The sequence below is a fragment of the Ramlibacter sp. genome, from assembly GCF_035627355.1.
Taxonomy (GTDB): Bacteria; Pseudomonadota; Gammaproteobacteria; order Burkholderiales; family Burkholderiaceae_C; genus Ramlibacter.
This window is the reverse complement of record NZ_DASPLW010000067.1, coordinates 1-15986: the sequence shown is the minus strand read 5'-3', so window position 1 is coordinate 15986 and position 15986 is coordinate 1. Positions and strand designations below refer to the sequence as shown.

The 15986-nt window shown below is 71.6% G+C and carries 12 protein-coding genes and 1 riboswitch; of the genes, 5 read left to right on the top strand and 7 right to left on the bottom strand.

Annotated features, from left to right (window positions below; all coding sequences use genetic code 11):
- Positions 1-203: 203 nt before the first annotated feature.
- From VEC03_RS16815 to VEC03_RS16800, 4 genes are all read left to right on the top strand, one after another.
- Positions 204-812: an ATP-dependent Clp protease proteolytic subunit gene (locus VEC03_RS16815; RefSeq protein WP_324917738.1), complete on the top strand. Its 609-nt coding sequence runs from the start codon at positions 204-206 to the stop codon at positions 810-812.
- Positions 813-925: 113 nt separating this feature from the next.
- A riboswitch (yybP-ykoY riboswitch) is annotated at positions 926-1097 on the top strand.
- 11 nt (positions 1098-1108) lie between these two features.
- The gene (locus tag VEC03_RS16810) at positions 1109-1684 is read left to right on the top strand and encodes a TMEM165/GDT1 family protein (protein WP_324917736.1); all 576 of its coding nucleotides are present in this window, start codon (positions 1109-1111) and stop codon (positions 1682-1684) included.
- A 473-nt stretch (positions 1685-2157) separates the two neighbouring features.
- The gene (locus tag VEC03_RS16805) at positions 2158-3627 is read left to right on the top strand and encodes a glycosyl hydrolase family 8 (protein ID WP_324917732.1); all 1470 of its coding nucleotides are present in this window, start codon (positions 2158-2160) and stop codon (positions 3625-3627) included.
- A 172-nt stretch (positions 3628-3799) separates the two neighbouring features.
- Positions 3800-4459, top strand: coding sequence for a CoA pyrophosphatase (locus VEC03_RS16800; RefSeq protein ID WP_324917729.1), 660 nt, complete (start codon positions 3800-3802; stop codon positions 4457-4459).
- A gap of 6 nt (positions 4460-4465) precedes the next feature.
- On the opposite strand, the gene VEC03_RS16795 is transcribed toward VEC03_RS16800, so the two are convergent.
- From VEC03_RS16795 to VEC03_RS16780, 4 genes are all read right to left on the bottom strand, one after another.
- Positions 4466-6079 carry an FAD-dependent oxidoreductase gene (locus VEC03_RS16795; RefSeq protein ID WP_324917726.1) on the bottom strand — a complete coding sequence of 538 codons (1614 nt, stop codon included), beginning with the start codon at positions 6077-6079 and terminating at the stop codon, positions 4466-4468.
- Positions 6076-7731 carry an acetolactate synthase large subunit gene (locus VEC03_RS16790; RefSeq protein ID WP_324917723.1) on the bottom strand — a complete coding sequence of 552 codons (1656 nt, stop codon included), beginning with the start codon at positions 7729-7731 and terminating at the stop codon, positions 6076-6078. The genes VEC03_RS16795 and VEC03_RS16790 overlap by 4 nt, the downstream gene beginning before the upstream one ends.
- A gap of 105 nt (positions 7732-7836) precedes the next feature.
- Positions 7837-8631 (bottom strand): DUF2243 domain-containing protein, encoded by a 795-nt coding sequence (locus VEC03_RS16785; protein ID WP_324917720.1) that lies wholly within the window; start codon positions 8629-8631, stop codon positions 7837-7839.
- 192 nt (positions 8632-8823) lie between these two features.
- Complete coding sequence (locus tag VEC03_RS16780) at positions 8824-10035, bottom strand: DUF4382 domain-containing protein (RefSeq protein ID WP_324917717.1); 1212 nt, start codon at positions 10033-10035, stop codon at positions 8824-8826.
- 256 nt (positions 10036-10291) lie between these two features.
- Here VEC03_RS16780 and VEC03_RS16775 point away from each other — a divergent pair, with 256 nt between their 5' ends.
- A complete protein-coding gene (locus VEC03_RS16775) occupies positions 10292-11785 on the top strand; it encodes a serine/threonine protein kinase (RefSeq protein WP_324917715.1) in 1494 nt (497 codons plus the stop codon).
- A gap of 38 nt (positions 11786-11823) precedes the next feature.
- Here VEC03_RS16775 and VEC03_RS16770 read toward each other — a convergent pair whose 3' ends face one another.
- The 3 genes from VEC03_RS16770 to VEC03_RS16760 form a co-directional block, all read right to left on the bottom strand.
- A complete protein-coding gene (locus tag VEC03_RS16770) occupies positions 11824-12201 on the bottom strand; it encodes a hypothetical protein (protein ID WP_324917713.1) in 378 nt (125 codons plus the stop codon).
- Between the two features lie 96 nt (positions 12202-12297).
- Entirely contained in the window at positions 12298-15165 is a 2868-nt protein-coding gene (gene fdhF, locus VEC03_RS16765; protein WP_324917710.1) for a formate dehydrogenase subunit alpha, read from the bottom strand.
- Positions 15152-15986 (bottom strand): NADH-ubiquinone oxidoreductase-F iron-sulfur binding region domain-containing protein (locus VEC03_RS16760; protein WP_324917708.1); only part of this gene is annotated, 835 nt, incomplete at its 5' end. The genes VEC03_RS16760 and fdhF, both read right to left, overlap by 14 nt.

Here is a 15986-nt window from a genome sequence, read left to right as displayed (position 1 = left end):
TCGACGCGCTGAGCGCAGCGAAGCGCGTCGTCCCCGCGAAGGCGGGGACCCAGATCATGGTCGAGCGAAGCGAGCGAACTCCCCCGTGACCCAGCAGCGCGCCTACGGCGCTGCCGAAGGCGGACGCACTGGATTCCCGCCTCCGCGGGAATGACGGTTCTCCGGTGCATGATGGCGCCTTGGACCAGAACAGGAGCCTTCCCATGGAAACCCCACAGGAACACGAAGAACCCGCTGCCGCGTCGCCCTCCACCGCGGAACCCCGCAATGCCTTCCTCGAGGAAAAGGCGTTCAAGTCGCGCACCGTGCTGCTGTTCGGCGAGGTCAGCGACCGCTCGGCAGCCGACATCGCGCGCCGCCTGATCGCGCTGGACGCCGAGTCGGACAAGCCGATCGACATGCTGGTCAGCTCGCCCGGCGGCCACCTGGAGTCGGGCGATGCGATCCACGACATCATCCGGTTCATCGCCGCGCCGGTGAACATGATCGGCACCGGCTGGGTCGGCAGTGCCGCCACCCACCTGTATCTGGCGGTGCCGCGCGAGCGGCGCTTCTGCCTGCCCAACACCCGCTTCCTGATCCACCAGCCCAGCGGCGGCGCCGGCGGGCCGGCCAGCGACATCGCCATCCACGCGCGCGAGATCATCAAGGCGCGCGAACGCATCGCCCAGACCATCGCGCGCGAGACCGGCAAGCCGCTGGAGAGCGTGCTGATGGACATCGAGCGCGACCGCTGGCTGTCGGCCGAGGAGGCGATCGACTACGGCCTGGTGGGCCGCATCATCCAGAACAAGGCGGAACTGCGTCGCTGAGCGCGACGGCCGCGCCCGGTTCGCCGGCTCCTCCGGCGGCCGGGCCGCACCGGGCAGCAACGCTTCGTGCGCCCTCACCGACGAGATCGGGGGGCCGCCGCTACAATCGCCCGGCACTCGTCATTGGGGAGTAGCCGCCCTGCACCGCAGGGGCTCGCGTCAACACACTTGGTCCTCGCGACCGTGGCGCGGGCAGCTCCTGGCCTGGCAAGACCTTTGACCGCACTGCCTCCGGAAGGGCCGGGGATGCCGTGTGGTCCTCGGTACCCCGCCGGCCCTGGAGACCTCCTTCTTTCATGGAAGCCTTTCTCGTGTCCACCGGCGTCGTCGCGCTCGGTGAAATGGGCGACAAGACCCAGCTGCTGGCCGTCGTGCTGGCCGCGATGTTCCGCCGGCCGCTGCCCATCGTGCTCGGCATCCTGGTGGCCACCGTGCTCAACCACGCGGCCGCCGGCGCGGTGGGCGGCTGGGTGGCCGCGGCGCTCGGACCCGACCTGCTGCGCTGGGTGATCGGCCTGTCCTTCCTGGCGATGGCCGGCTGGATGCTGGTCCCGGACACCATCGACGAGGACGAGGCCACCCGCGAGACGGCGCGCTTCGGCGTGTTCGGCACCACCGTCGTCGCGTTCTTCCTGGCCGAGATGGGCGACAAGACCCAGATCGCCACGGTCGCGCTGGCGGCCCGCTATCCGGAGATCGTGCTGGTGGTGATCGGCACCACCCTGGGCATGATGCTGGCCAACGTGCCCGCCGTTTACCTGGGCGACCGGATGGCGAACAAGGTGTCCATGCCCCTGGTGCACGCCATCGCCGCGGGCATCTTCGGCGTGCTGGGGGTGCTGACGCTGCTCAACGTGGGCCAGTTGTTCTAGGTTCCTGCGCATCGACGGTCGCTCTCGACCGTGTGCCGGAGTTCGCGAGCAAACGTAACTTCTGCCGCACGAGCACTGCGCTGCATCGCGTGCATGCATCACCCTCCTGCGTCCGAAGCGCAACAGGAATGCGGTCCGTGCACCTCATCCATTCACATCGATGCGCCAATGAGCGCCGCTGCCTCAGCCATTGCACCGAATGGCTGAGCCTAATGCTTGCCGGGCGGTCCACCCGCCCTTGAAGCAACTGGCGAACATGGTTACGGGTGTAGGCCAGCGCCCTACGCCAGTGTCGGACGCCTCCTACTACATTCGCGCCTCCTGCTGAGGTTGGTGGGCACTTCGAACCGCGATCCGGACGCGTTCCGGGCCCCGTTCGCAGCGCAGCGTCGCCGGCCCGGCGTTCCGGTCAACACGGGCGGACGAGAGGCTGCGACAGCGTTCTCCGATGCCTTCCCACATGGTTGTTCGACATGAAGAGGCGCATATTCATCCAGGGGGGCTCGGCGGCCCTGGCAACGACGCTCGCGGCGTGCGGAGGCGGGGGCGGCAGCGCCGCCGGTGACAGCCCGCTGGGCACGGAACTGGTCGGCGACGAACTGGCCAAGCGGCCGATCGAGAAAGGCCTGCCGCCCGGCAAGCGGCCCAGCGCCACCCCGGAGCCGACCCCGGCACCGACGACGGCACCCACGCCCGCTCCGACCCCCGCGCCCACGCCGGCCCCGACCCCGGCGCCCACGCAGGCCCCGGTCAACGGCATCCACTACCCGTTCGGCTCGCGCCTGGTGCCCTATGCAGCCGGCATCCTGCCGAACAACGTGTCCAACGCCAGCATGGACAGCGTCATCCGCCGCAGCTACGACGGCTGGAAGACCCAGAACATGGCGGACGTGCCCACCGTGCCCGGCGGCAAGGCCGTGCGCTTCGGCACTTCGGGCAGCTATCTCACCGTGTCCGAGGGCATGGGCTACGGCATGCTGCTCACGGTGGTGATGGCCGGCTACGACCCGAACGCCCGCGCCCTGTTCGACGGCCTGCTGACCACGGTGCGGGCGCGCCCGGCCTACAGCATCCCCACCAGCTCGGGCGGGCGCTACCTGATGGACTGGCGCCTGACCATCAACGGCTCGTCCACCGACGCCGCCGGCGGCGGCTGGAACGCCATGGACGGCGACCTGGACATCGCGCTGGCGCTGCTGATGGCGGACCGCCAGTGGGGATCCAACACCGGCCCCTGGAACTACAAGCAGGAAGCGATCAACACGATCAACGCCCTGAAGTCGTGGAACATGAAGCCGGACGGCACCACCAAGGGCATGGCCACGCCCGACGTGAGTCGCACCTCGGACTACATGATCAACCACTTCCGCGCGTTCGCGCGCGCGACCGGCGACAACTGGTGGGCCACCACGGTGATCGACCGCTGCTACTGGCTGATCAACCGCATGCAGACGGTGTACTCGCCCGGCGCCGGCCTGATGCCCGACTTCATCGTGCAGACCAACACCGCGACGCCGGTCCCCTCGCCGGGCGGCATGGGCGACTTCGTGATGACGGAGATGCACTACTACGCCAACGCGCAGCGCAACCCCTGGCGCTGGGGCACGGACTACGTCTTCTCGGGCGACCAGCGCTGGCGCGGCGTGCTGAACAAGATGATGGCGTTCTTCAAGAACGACACGGGCGGCGACCCCGCGCGCACGGCGACCGGCTACGCCCTGAACGGCACCCTGCCCTCGCCGCTGATCCGCCCGTACCCGAACTGGACCCCCAAGGGCATGATCGGCCCGCAGCTGTGCGGCGCCATGTGCGACCCGGCGCACCAGACCTACCTGAACGCACTGTGGGCCTTCAACGCGAACAACTTCAGCACGGCGTACTACGACGCGGAGCTGCAGCTGATTCCAATGCTGGTAGCGTCGGGGAACTGGTGGCAGCCGTGATGCGTTGAGAAATCGCTGCGCGATTTCCAGGCCGTCATTCCCGCGAAGGCGGGAATCCAGTGCGTCCCCTTTCGCGGACTGTCTTGAAAGCCCTGGATCCCCGCCTCCGCGGGGATGACAAGGATCACCGTTCCGGCGGGATGATGGGGCCAGGGACGGGCAGAATCCCCCCATGCTCCTCCACGGCTCCCTGCGCTCCGATGTCGAACGGCGCTTGCGCGGCTTTCCCGTACGCCGAATCGATGCCGGTGCGCATCGGGCGGCGGCGGTGGTCGTGGCGCTGGTGGAGGAAGGCGAAGGCGCGCAGATCCCCGGCATCGCACGGCCGCAGGGATGGAGCCTGGAGGCCGCCTTGCTGCTCACGCGCCGGGCGCCCACGCTGAGCAGCCACTCGGGCCAGTGGGCGTTGCCCGGCGGTCGCATCGACCCGGGCGAGAGCCCGCAGCAGGCCGCGCTGCGTGAACTGCACGAGGAAGTCGGGCTGCGGCTGGACGCCGCCGAGGTGCTGGGCTGCCTGGACGACTACGCCACCCGCTCGGGCTATGTGATCACGCCGGTGGTGGTGTGGGCAGGTGCCGCGCACGGCATCGTTCCCAACCCGGCCGAAGTGGCCGGCGTGCACCGCGTGCGGCTGTCCGAGTTCACGCGCCCCGAGGCGATGCGGCTGGAGCCCGAGGAGGAACCCGGCCGCCCCATCCTGCGCCTGGCGCTGGGCGACAGCTGGGTGTCGGCACCCACGGCCGCGGTGATCCACCAGTTCTGCGAAGTCGGCCTGGCCGGGCGCGACACCCGCGTCGCGCACTTCGACCAGCCCGAGTTCGCGCGCCGCTGAGCGCCCTTAGCGGCCGGTCGTGATGTGCCGCGCGGCGGCCTTCGCGGTCAGGATGCAGCCCGGCAGGAAGGTCCCCTCCAGCGAGCGCTTGCCGCAGGCACCGCCGCCGCCGAAGCCCGCGGCCTCGCCCACGCAGTACAGGCCCGGCATCGCCTCGCCCGCGCCGTCCAGCACGCGGCTGTGCAGGTCGGTCACCAGCCCGCCCAGGCTCTTGCGGGTGATCAGCTGGATGCGGATCGCGATGTAGGGCCCGGCGCCGGCCTGCTGCGGCGGCGCCGGCTTGCAGGTGCGCAGCCGGTCCGGACCCCACTCACGCGCATGCAGGATGCGTCGCACCTGTGGATCGTCCTCGGGCCGCCTGCCGGGGCCGAAGTTCGCATCGAAGGCGTCGACCGTCGCCTGCAGCACCTCGGGCCGCACGTGTTCGCTGCCCGTCAGCGCGTTCATCCTCGCCACCAGCCCGGCCAGGCTCTCGTCGACCAGGAAGTGCGGGCTCTCGCGCGCCAGCTGCTTCACCAGCCGGTGGTTGCCCAGCAGCGTCTCCTTGAGGAAGGCCAGCAGCTGGCGGTCGCGGATGCGCGGGTTGTGCTCGGCTCCGGAGATCGCCAGCTCCTTGGCGGCGATGCGCCAGTTCAGCAGGTGCCAGGTCCAGGGCTGCTCCTGGGCCGCGACGCGCTGGCACAGGTCGTGGGTGTCGAAGCCCGTCACCAGCGGATCGGGGCCCATGCGCCGCCCCTGGTGGTCCAGCCACAGGGCCGACTTGCAGGGGATCAGCGACAGCCCGTGGCCCTCGAAATGCGGCTGCGGATGGGGGATGCCGGCGGCGTAGTTCCACATCTCGCCGGCCGCGTCGATGCGGCCACCCAGGCCCTCCACCAGGTGGTGCAGCTTGCCGTCGGCATAGGGATGGGCGCCATTGAGCATGGACGCCGGCAGTGGCCGCCCGGCCGGCCAGTTGGCGCGGGCCTCCTCGTGGCTGCCGTTCAGGCCGCCCATGGCCAGCACCACCACCGGTGCGGCGAAGCGCAGTTCCTCGCCGGTGTCCTCGTCCACGCCGGTGGCGCCGCTGAGGGCGCCGGCGGCCTGCTCCAGCCCGGTGATGCGCACGCGACTGCGCAGCGTCAGCCGGCCCGGTTCGCCGGCCCGCTGCACCGCCTCGATCATGCGCAGCGCGAGCAGGCGCGAGGTGCCCCACAGCACGTGGTAGCGCGGCACGGTGTTGCCGTTGCCTTCGAGCCCGCGCTCCACCCAGTTGACCGCCGGCAGGAACTTCAGGCCATGGCGGCCGGTGAGCCAGTCGTGGACCTCGGCGCGGGAACGCTCCACGTAGTGGCGCGCCCACTGGACCCGCAGGGTGTCGGCCTCGGGCAGTTCGCCGAAACGGATCCAGTCGGCCAGCGCCCGCTCGGGGCTGTCCTGGATCTTCTTGCGCGCCTGCAGCGGGGTGCCCACCAGGGCCATCCCGCCGAAGGCCCACAGGGCCAGGCCGCCCAGGCGCTCGCGGGTGTCGCGATCCACCACGGTGACGGTCTTGCCGGCCTGCAGGCACTCCAGCGCCGTGACCAGGCCGGCGAGGCCGCCGCCCACCACCAGCACGTCGGAAGAAGTCACCTTGCTCATGGCGCCAGCTTCCGCTTGAGCCCGCGCGCCACCGGTTGCGGCAGGCTGCCGAGCGATCGCAGCAGCCAGGGCAGCACGCGCAGCTTGAGGCCGGAGAACACGCTGGGCACCACGGCCTCGATCAGGTGGGGGCCGGGCGTGGCGAACGCGCGCTCCAGCGCCGCGGTGAAATCCTCCGCCGTGGTGGCGCGCACCGCGGGAACGCCCATGCCCTGCGCCAGGTGCACGAAGTCCAGCCCCGGCCCGGCGAGGTCGAGCTGCGCCTTGGCCTTGGGGCCGGCGCGCTCGGCACCGACCCGCTCCAGCTCCACGTTCAGGATGCCGTAGGAGCGGTTGTTGAAGATGACCGAGACCACGTTCAGGCGTTCGCGCGCCATGGTCCACAGGGCCTGGATCGTGTACATGGCCGAGCCGTCGCCGACGAGCGCCAGCACCGGGCGGTCCGGGCAGGCGATGGCCGCGCCGACGGCGGCCGGCAGCGATTGTCCGATCGCCCCGCCGGTGAGCGCCAGCACGTCGTGGCGCGGCGCCCCGGCGGTGAACAGGGGCAGCATGGTGCCGGAGGTCTGCGCCTCGTCGACGATGATGGCCCGCTCGGGTAGCAGGTGGCCGACGGCCTTGCAGACCTTCTCGGCGGTCAGCTTGCCGCGCGGCCGGCCCGGGCGCCGCGGTCCCTGCAGCACCGGCGTGGCCTCTTGTGCGCCCAGTTGCCGGCACAAGCCCTCCAGGGCTTCCAGCGCGTCCTGGGTCGGCGAAGCCAGTTCGTGCACGGTGCAGCCCTCGGGCACCAGCCAGCTCTTCTTGCCGGGATAGGCGAAGAAGGACACCGGCGCGCGGGCGTCCACCAGCACCAGGTTGCGCAGCCCGGCCAGCTGCACCGAGGCCATCTCGGCCAGGTAGGCGATGCGCTCCACCGGCGGCAGGCCGGCGCCGCGCTCGAAGCGGGTCGGGAACACCTCGGCGTAGAGCTTCGCACCGGTTTTCGCAGCGATGCGCGCGGCGGCCATCAGCGCCGGTTCACGCAGGGCCCGCCCGCCCAGCAGGATGGCGTTGGGCCCGCCCGCCTGCAGCGCCGCGGCGATCCGGGCGATCGTCTCGTCCTCGACCGGTGCGGGTTCCGCGACCGCTGGCGGCGGCAGCGGCGTGCCGCCCTCGCCCCAGGACACGTCGGCCGGCAGGATCAGCGTCGCCACCTGACCCGGCGGCCCCTTGGCAGCGGCGACCGCTTCCACCACGTCGCGGCACAGGTCCGCGGTGCTGCGCGAGGTGCGCACCCAGCTGGACACGTTGCGCGCCGCCGTCTCGATGTCGGACTGCAGCTGCGCGTCGTACTGGGTGTGGTGGGTGGCGTGGTCGCCGACGATGTTGACCACCGGCACCTTGCCCTTGCGAGCGTTGTGCAGGTTGGCCAGGCCATTGCCCAGGCCGCAGCCCAGGTGCAGCAGCGTCGCCGCCGGGCACCCGGCCATGCGGGCGTAGCCGTCGGCGGCGCCGGTGGCCACGCCCTCGAACAGGGTCAGCACCGCCCGCATCTGCGGCGCCGTGTCCAGCGCCGCCACGAAATGCATCTCCGAGGTGCCCGGGTTGGTGAAACAGACGTTCACGCCTGCGTCCAGCAGCGTGCGCAGCATGGCTTGTGCGCCATTGGCCATGGGTGTCTCCTTGTGTTCCGGCCCGACGCGCATTGTCGAGCCGGCGGCGGCCTTCCACGCCGATCGGCGCGACACCCCTGCGACAGCGGCCGACGGGCGCCCCGATCAGGTCGAAGGCCGTGACCAGGCCAGGCAGCCCAGGGCCCACGCGGAGCTGCTGACCAGCAGGGCGCCGCGGGCGTACAGCTCGCGCGCGCGCGCCGGCTCCGGCATGGCAACGGCCCACAGCCCGCCGGAGCGGTCGACCCAGAGGACGCGCGCATCCGCCGAGGCCAGGGCGTCGAAGGCCGCGGCGCCTTCCATCCCGGGACGGAACAGGACGACCACCTGGCCGGTGTCGCCGGCCGGCAGGGCCGCGAGCGGAGCGGCGACGGCAGCGGCCAGCGCCAGGGAGGCCGCCGCGCTGCGACCGCCGCCGCCCCCGGCGCGCCGGTGCAGCAGCCAGCCGGCAACGAGCGGCACGACACCGAACACGGAGAACCAGAGCAGGTCCCAGAACAGCGGATCGGGCACGTCCACGCGGATGCGGTGGATGCCGGTGATCCAGTGCGAGACGACGCTGTCGACGACGTGCCAGGCGCCGAAGCCGATCAGCGCCCGGGCCCACAGTACCCGGTCGGCCCCGGCCACCGCGTAGTCGGCGCGTGCCTTCCACAGCAGCCCGAGCGCCCAGGCGGCCAGCAGGTACATCAGCACATGGAACAGGCCATCGGCCAACAGTTGCGCCCGCAGGTCGCGCAGGGCGGCGGCCTGGACGTTGCTCAGGAGGTGGTGCCACTGCAGCACCTGGTGCAACACGATGCCGTCGAAGAAGCCGCCCAGGCTGAATCCGAGCAGCAAGCCGGCCCAGCGCAGGGGTCGGCCGACGGGGCGGCTCGCAGCGCGGTCCACGGTCTGCATCGCACCAGCTTAGGACGCCATGTCCATGGCGTGGGGCCGGTGTAACGAGCGCGCGTCCCCGGCTCGGCGGTCGAGCGCGTCGGGCGCGCTGCCAGCAGGCGCTCCCGGCACGCCACCGGTCCGCCCACAAAAAAGGGGCCCCGAGAGGCCCCTTGGAAGCAGGCGGCGGACCCGGGGCCCACCAGCCCGCGCTCAGGGCGCTGCGAAGTCGAAATCCAGCACCTGGTCGGCCGTGGACACGTCGGCCTCCTGGGTGATCACCGTGCGCCCGGGAGCGGCGGCGTGCACGCTGTACAGGCCGGCCAGCACGTTGTCGGCCGTGAAGGTCAGGCCACCGGTCGCGTAGGGCGCGCGCACGGGGGCGGCCGCCGGCAGGCTCAGCGCATAGGTCGCGTCCGTCGCGTCCACCGGGGTGGCCGCCACTTCCACGACCGGTCCGTCGGTCAGTGCCTGCGTCGCCCGCACGCTGGCGTCGAGCACCAGGGTGGGCGTGCCGCTGCCGGACACCGAGGTCGTGCCGGTGACCTGGCGCAGCGTCGAGGCCGGCGGATCGATGGCCGCGTCGCTGGCGTTCAGGCTGACCGTGGAGGTGCCGACCGGCACCGAGGACACCACGGCAGTGCTGTGGGTGTCGGAGACGATCACCACGTCATAGCTGCCGGCCGGCAGGAAGGGCAGCACGAACTTGCCGTTGGCGTCGGGCACGGTGGAGCGCACCACGGTGCCGTCCTGCTGGGCCGAGACGCGCACGCCCTCCACCGACAGCGAGACGTAGCCCTCGATGCCGGTCTGGGTGCGCTTGGCCAGAGTCAGCACCGGCTTGAGGTTGTAGTTGCCGGAGTTGCCGGCCTTGACCACCGACTTGCAGGCATCGAAGTCCAGCACCAGGTCGGCCAGGCCGCCTTCGCTCACCTCGAAACCGGACTTGAGCTTGAGCCCGCTCTGCTGCGCGCTGGGCGTGCGCAGCGGCACCTCGGCCGAGCCGGTGGGCTTGACCGAATTGGCCAGCGGGTTCTGCGCGTCGTTCGCGGCCAGCACCAGCCGCACCTGGTTGTAGGTGCCGGCGGGCAGGTCCGTCTGGCCCAGCTCCTCCAGCGTGCCGTTGGTCAGCTGCAGCAGGTCGATGCGCTTGGGCGCATCGAGCACGATCTCTTCCCAGCCGCCGGCTTCCTCGTCGGCCGAATCGCTCTGGTGCACCCGCACGCGCTCGACCGTGACGTACACGTTGTCGTAGCCGCAGCTGGGTGCGTCGGTCAGCGCCATGCGCAGGGTGCCCTGGGGCACGCTGGCCGTGGTGCTGCCACCGCCGCCACCGCCGCAGGCCGCGATCACGGCGCCGGCGGACACGGCCAGCAAAGTCGTTTTCCAGCCGGGGTCGAAGGCAAGTCGCTTCTCGATGGGCATCAGGTTCCTCGTGGTTGTGGAACGCGGGATGCTCTTCAGCTTGGGACGCAGCGGGGTAGCCAAACGTAAGTGGCCGCCACAAGAGGCTTCGAGCCCTCGTGTTCCTGACGAACCGTTGCACCCGCTGTGAATTTTTCCCATCGGCACAACAGGGTGTGCTGCCTTCCGATCCGGACGCCCGTATCCGCCGGTGTCCTACGGCCAACGCACATGGGAACGACGACCATGCACAGCAGTGAACCAGCAACCAGGCCGCATGCCGGAGACGGTCGGTCCTTTTCGCCTGCTGCGCGTCCTGCGCTCGGATGCGAGCGCGACGGTGCATGAAGCCCTCGGGCCGGATGGGCAGGAGCGGCTGGCCCTGACGGTGCTGGCGGCGGACGAGGTATCCCTGGATGCCCGCTCGCACGAGGCCCTGCGCGCCGCAGTGCGCGCCGCCGCGCCGATCCTGCATCCCAACCTCATCCTGCCGCAGGACCTGGTCCGTGACGGAACCCGGCTGCTCATTGCGGCGCCGTACACCGACGGCGAGACGTTCGACCGCTACCTGGCACGCGCCGGCCGCCTGCCGCCCCTGCAGGGCCTCGCGCTCCTCGCCCAACTGCTCGATGGCCTGGCTTGCGCCGGGCGGCACCGCTGGGTGCACTCCGCCATCCACCCGCGCCATCTGCTCGTGGCGCCCAACGGCCAGCCCAGGATCGACGGCAGCGCGGGGGTCGCCGCGGCCTGTACCCGACGGCCAGGGCCCTTCGATTCGCCGCAGCACCTGGCACCGGAGGTGGCGCAGGGCGCGCCGCCAGACCCGCGTGCCGACCTGTACTCGGCGGCCGTGGTCGCCTACGAGCTGCTGACCGGCGCGCTGCCGTGGGAGGGGGCGGACCGCACGATCGTGCGCCCCGTGCGGTCCCTGCGCCCCGAGCTGCCGGCGGAACTGGACGCGGTGTTCGGACGCGCCCTGGCGACGAGCCCGGATGCGCGCTTCGCCAGCGCCGCGCAGCTCTGGTCCGCGTTGCACGCAGCGGTGGGTTCGCCGGTCTGGGTACGGCCCCGCGCGCCGGCACGTTCCGCCGCTCCCGTCGTTGCCGTGGCACGCGACACCTCGCCGACGCGGCCATCCGCGGTCGCGGTTCCGGCCGTTCCCGAGGACGGCGCGTCGGTCGCCCCGTTGACCCACAGGGCCGCCGTGGCGCTGATGGTGGGGTGCACGGCCATCGCATCCTGGACGGCGGGCCTGTGGACGCCGGAACCCGTGCAGCGGGCGGCCGAGCGGGTCCTCGCCAGCCAGGCCATGCCGGCCTCCGGCTTCACGGCGCACGTGCCAACGGTGCCGTCATCGGACGTTGGCGGCGCGACACGGCCGCCCATCGCAGCGATGTCGACGCCTGCCGCCGCGCCGGCCCAGCCGGTGAGCGATCCGCCGCGGCCTGCGACGCACGAGCAGGAAGCGACCGCGCCTGCGGCCCGTCACGACGATTTGCCCGTCGATCCGCCCGACGAGGCATCGTCCGCGTCCGCACGGCCCGCGCCGCACCGGACGCGCATCCGCTCCCACGCTCACCCGGGTCCCAGGCCACAGCCGACGTCGACGTCCACGGACCTGCCCTGCGATTCGCGAGAAGGCTTCGCGCGCGAGCTGTGCACCGTGCTGCGCTGCGCGACCGCCGAGTTCCGCACGCATCCGGTCTGCGTCCGGCTGCATCGCGAGGGCGAGGCCCGCCTGCAACTGGCGGCTTCGCGGGGCGCTCCCTGAGCGGCTCCAGCCTCTGTGCTGGCCATGCGTGGCATGTCCTACAGGATTGGTCGGCCCATGGGAAAGACTCCCACGACCACCCCGGGCCATCCTGTCCGCAGAGGGAAACAGCCCTCGTCAGCAAAGGAGTTGTAGATGATCAGGATTCTTCTTCCCATCGTGTGTAGCGCCGCCTTGGCTGCTTGCGGCACGACGGCATCCGGAACCGCATCCGGCACCGCCTCGGGCATGGGCTCGTCCGGCGGTTCCGCGAGCGGCACGATGTCGACACCCTCAGGATCGGCCGCTTCCAGCACGACGCCGTCGAGCGGCACCTCGTCCTCGGGCACCACCTCCGGCATGGGCGCTTCGGGCAGTTCCACGGCCACAACGCCTTCGTCCGGCGGTGCGGCCGGTACCAGCAGCAGCACCGGCACCTCGGGCTCCACGGGAGCGACCACCTCGGGCGGCAGCACCAGCCGCTAAGCCCGACCCGAGCGCCGGCCGCCGGCCGGCGCCCATCCCAGGGCCGATCAGGCCGCCACCGCCCCCGTCCCGTACCCGGCCGCCGGCCGCGGCGTACCGCCGGGCTCCACCTGCACGGCGCAGTACTTGAACTCGGGGATCTTGCCGAAGGGATCGAGTGCCGGATTGGTCATCAGGTTGGCCGCGGCCTCGTAGTAGGCGAAGGGGATGAACACCGCCCCGGCCGGCGTGCCATCGTCGCGCCGCAGGTGCAGCGTCACCTCGCCGCGGCGCGAACGCACCGTGGCCACGTCGCCGGGCTGCAGGCCCAGCGCCTGCAGGTCGGCCCCGTTCATCGATGCCGTCGCCATCGGCTCGATGGCATCGAGCACCGCCGCGCGGCGGGTCATGCTGCCGGTGTGCCAGTGCTCCAGCTGCCGGCCGGTGATCAGCACGAAGGGGAACTGCGCATCGGGCCGCTCGTCCGGCGGCACCACGGCGGCCGGCACCAGCTTCACGCGGCCGTCGGCGGTGGGGAAGCGCTCGGTGAACACCACCGGCTGCCCAGGGTCGTCCTCCGACAGGCAGGGATAGGTCACGCTCGACGCGTGTTGCAGGCGCTCCCACGAGATGCCGGCGATCGAGGCATGCATGGCCTGCCGCATCTCCTCGTAGACGGCGGCGACGCCGCTGTCCTCGCCCGGGTAGTCCCAGTCCAGCCCGATGCGGCGGGCCAGCTCCTGGATGATCCACAGGTCCGGCTTCGCCTCGCCCGGCGGCGTGAGCGCGCGCCGGCCCAGCTGCACCATGCGGTCGGTGTTGCTGACGGTGCCGGTCTTCTCCGGCCAGGCCGAGGCCGGCAGCACCACGTCGGCCAGCCAGGCGGTCTCGGTCATGAAGATGTCCTGCACCACCAGGTGGTCCAGCGCAGCCAGGGCCTGCCGCGCGTGGTTCAGGTCCGGATCGCTCATGGCCGGGTTCTCGCCCATGATGTACATGCCGCGGATCCTGTGCGGGTCGCTGTCGGGCGCCAGCGCCTTGTGCATGATTTCCACCACCGTGTAGCCGGGTGCATCGTCCAGCGGCAGGCCCCAGAAGTCCTCGAACCAGCGGTGCGCCTGCGGGTCGTCCACGCGCTGGTAGTTGGGGAACATCATGGGGATCAGGCCGGCGTCGCTGGCACCCTGCACGTTGTTCTGGCCGCGCAGCGGATGCAGGCCGCTGCCGGGCTTGCCGACCTGGCCGGTGATGCTGGCCAGCGCGATCAGGCAGCGGGCGTTGTCGGTCCCGTGCACGTGCTGGCTCACGCCCATGCCCCACAGGATCATCGCGGCCTCGGCCGTCGCGAAGGCGCGCGCTACTTCGCGCAGGGTCTGCGCCGGCACGCCGCAGACCGATTCCATCGCTTCCGGGCTGTAGCCCTTGACGTTCTCGCGCAGCGCCTCGAAGTTGGCGGCGCGCTCGCGCACGAAGGCCTGGTCGGCCAGCCCCTCCTCGATCACCACGTGGATCAGCGCGTTCAGCATGGCGACGTCGCTGCCGGGCTTGAACTGCAGGATGCGCCAGGCATGGCGGCCGATGTCGGTCACCCGCGGATCGGCCAGCACCAGCCTGGTACCCCGCTTCGCCGCGTTCTTCATCCAGGTGGCGGCCACCGGGTGGTTGGACGTGGGGTTGGAGCCGATCACCAGGATCACATGGGCCTTCTCGACGTCGCGCACCGGGTTGCTGACCGCGCCCGAGCCCACGCCCTCCAGCAGCGCCGCCACGCTGGACGCGTGGCACAGGCGCGTGCAGTGGTCCACGTTGTTGCTGCCGAAGCCGGTGCGCACCAGCTTCTGGAACAGGTAGGCCTCCTCGTTGCTGCCCTTGGCCGAGCCGAAGCCGGCCAGCGCCTTGCGCCCGTGCGTGTCGCGCAGCCGCTTCAGCCCGCCGGCGGCGAAGTCCAGCGCCTCCTCCCAGCTCGCCTCGCGGAACACCTCGCCCCAGTGGGCCGGGTCCGGAGCAATGGAGGGATCCTTGGGCACGCCCGGCTTGCGGATCAGCGGGCGCACCAGCCGCTGCGGGTGGTGCGCGTAATCGAAGCCGAAGCGGCCCTTGACGCACAGCCGCCCTTCGTTGGCCGGCCCGTTGCGGCCCTCGACGGCGACGATCTTCTCGTCGCGGATCTGGTAGGTGACCAGGCAGCCGACACCGCAGAAAGGACAGACCGAATCGACCTTGCGATCCACCGCCTGCGAACCGACCATGGTCTTGGGCATCAGCGCGCCCGTGGGGCAGGCCTGCACGCATTCGCCGCAGGCGACGCAGGTGCTGGCGCCCATCGGGTCGCCGAGGTCGAACACGATCCGGCTCGACGAGCCCCGCTGCGCGTAGCCGATCACGTCGTTGACCTGCACCTCGCGACAGGCGCGCACGCAGCGCGTGCACTGGATGCAGGCGTCCAGGTTCACGGCCATCGCCGGGTGGGACAGGTCGGCGGCGGGCTGCTCGCGGCGCAGGGCGACCAGTTCGGGACGGGGCGCGACGCCCAGGCGATCGGCCCAAAGCGAGAGTTCACCATGCTGTCCGACGCGGTCCGCCGGGGTGGCGGGCCCGCCCACCTCGTCGTTCCACTTGTAGCCCTGCTCCGGCAGGTCGGCCAGCAGCATCTCGACCACCATCTGCTGGCTCTTGAGCGCCCGCTCGCTGCGTGCCTTCACCTCCATGCCGGGGGTAACGGCGCGGGAGCAGCTCGGTGCCAGCACGCGCTCGCCGGCCACCTCCACGACGCACGCGCGGCAGTTGCCGTCGGCGCGCATGCCGTCCTGGTAGCACAGGTGCGGGATGTCCACGCCCACCCGGCGCGCGGCCTGCAGGATGGTCTGGCCCTGCACGGCCTGCACGCGCTCGCCGTCGAGCGTGAAGTCCACGAGGGGCAGGTCAGCTGATTTCATGGGGGAAGTATTTCTGGACGCAGCGGATCGGATTGGGCGCGGCCTGCCCAAGGCCGCAGATGGAGGCGTCGCCCATGACCTGGGCCAGGTCGCCCAGCGTGGCCGTGTCCCAGCCGGGCTGCGCCATCAGCGCCGCCGCCTTCGCCGTGCCCACCCGGCAGGGCGTGCACTGGCCGCAACTCTCGTCGGCGAAGAAGCGCATCGCGTTCAGCGCCGCGTCGCGGGCGCGGTCGTGGTGGCCCAGCACGACGACGGCGGCCGAGCCGATGAAGCAGCCGTGCGGCTGCAGGGTGTCGAAATCCAGCGGCAGGTCGGCCAGGGACGCTGGCAGGATGCCGCCCGAGGCGCCGCCCGGCAGGTAGGCGTAGAGCTCGTGGCCGTCCTGCATGCCGCCGCAGTACTCGTCGACCAGCTCGCGCACGGTGATGCCGGCCGGCGCCAGCTTGACGCCGGGGAACTTCACCCGCCCGCTGACGCTGAAGGCCCGCAAGCCCTTGCGCCCGTGGCGCCCGAAGCCGGTGAACCACTGCGGCCCGCGCTCCACGATGTCGCGCACCCAGTAGAGCGTCTCGAAGTTGTGCTCCAGCGTGGGCCGCCCGAACAGCCCGAGCTGCGCGATGTAGGGCGGGCGCAGGCGCGGCTCGCCGCGCTTGCCCTCGATGCTCTCGATCATGGCCGACTCTTCGCCGCAGATGTAGGCGCCCGCGCCGCGGCGCAGCTCGATGTGCGGCGGCGCGCAGGGCGGATCGGCCTGCAGCCGGGCCAGTTCGGCCGCGAGCAGCGCGCGGCAGCCGTGATACTCGTCGCGCAGGTAGATGTAG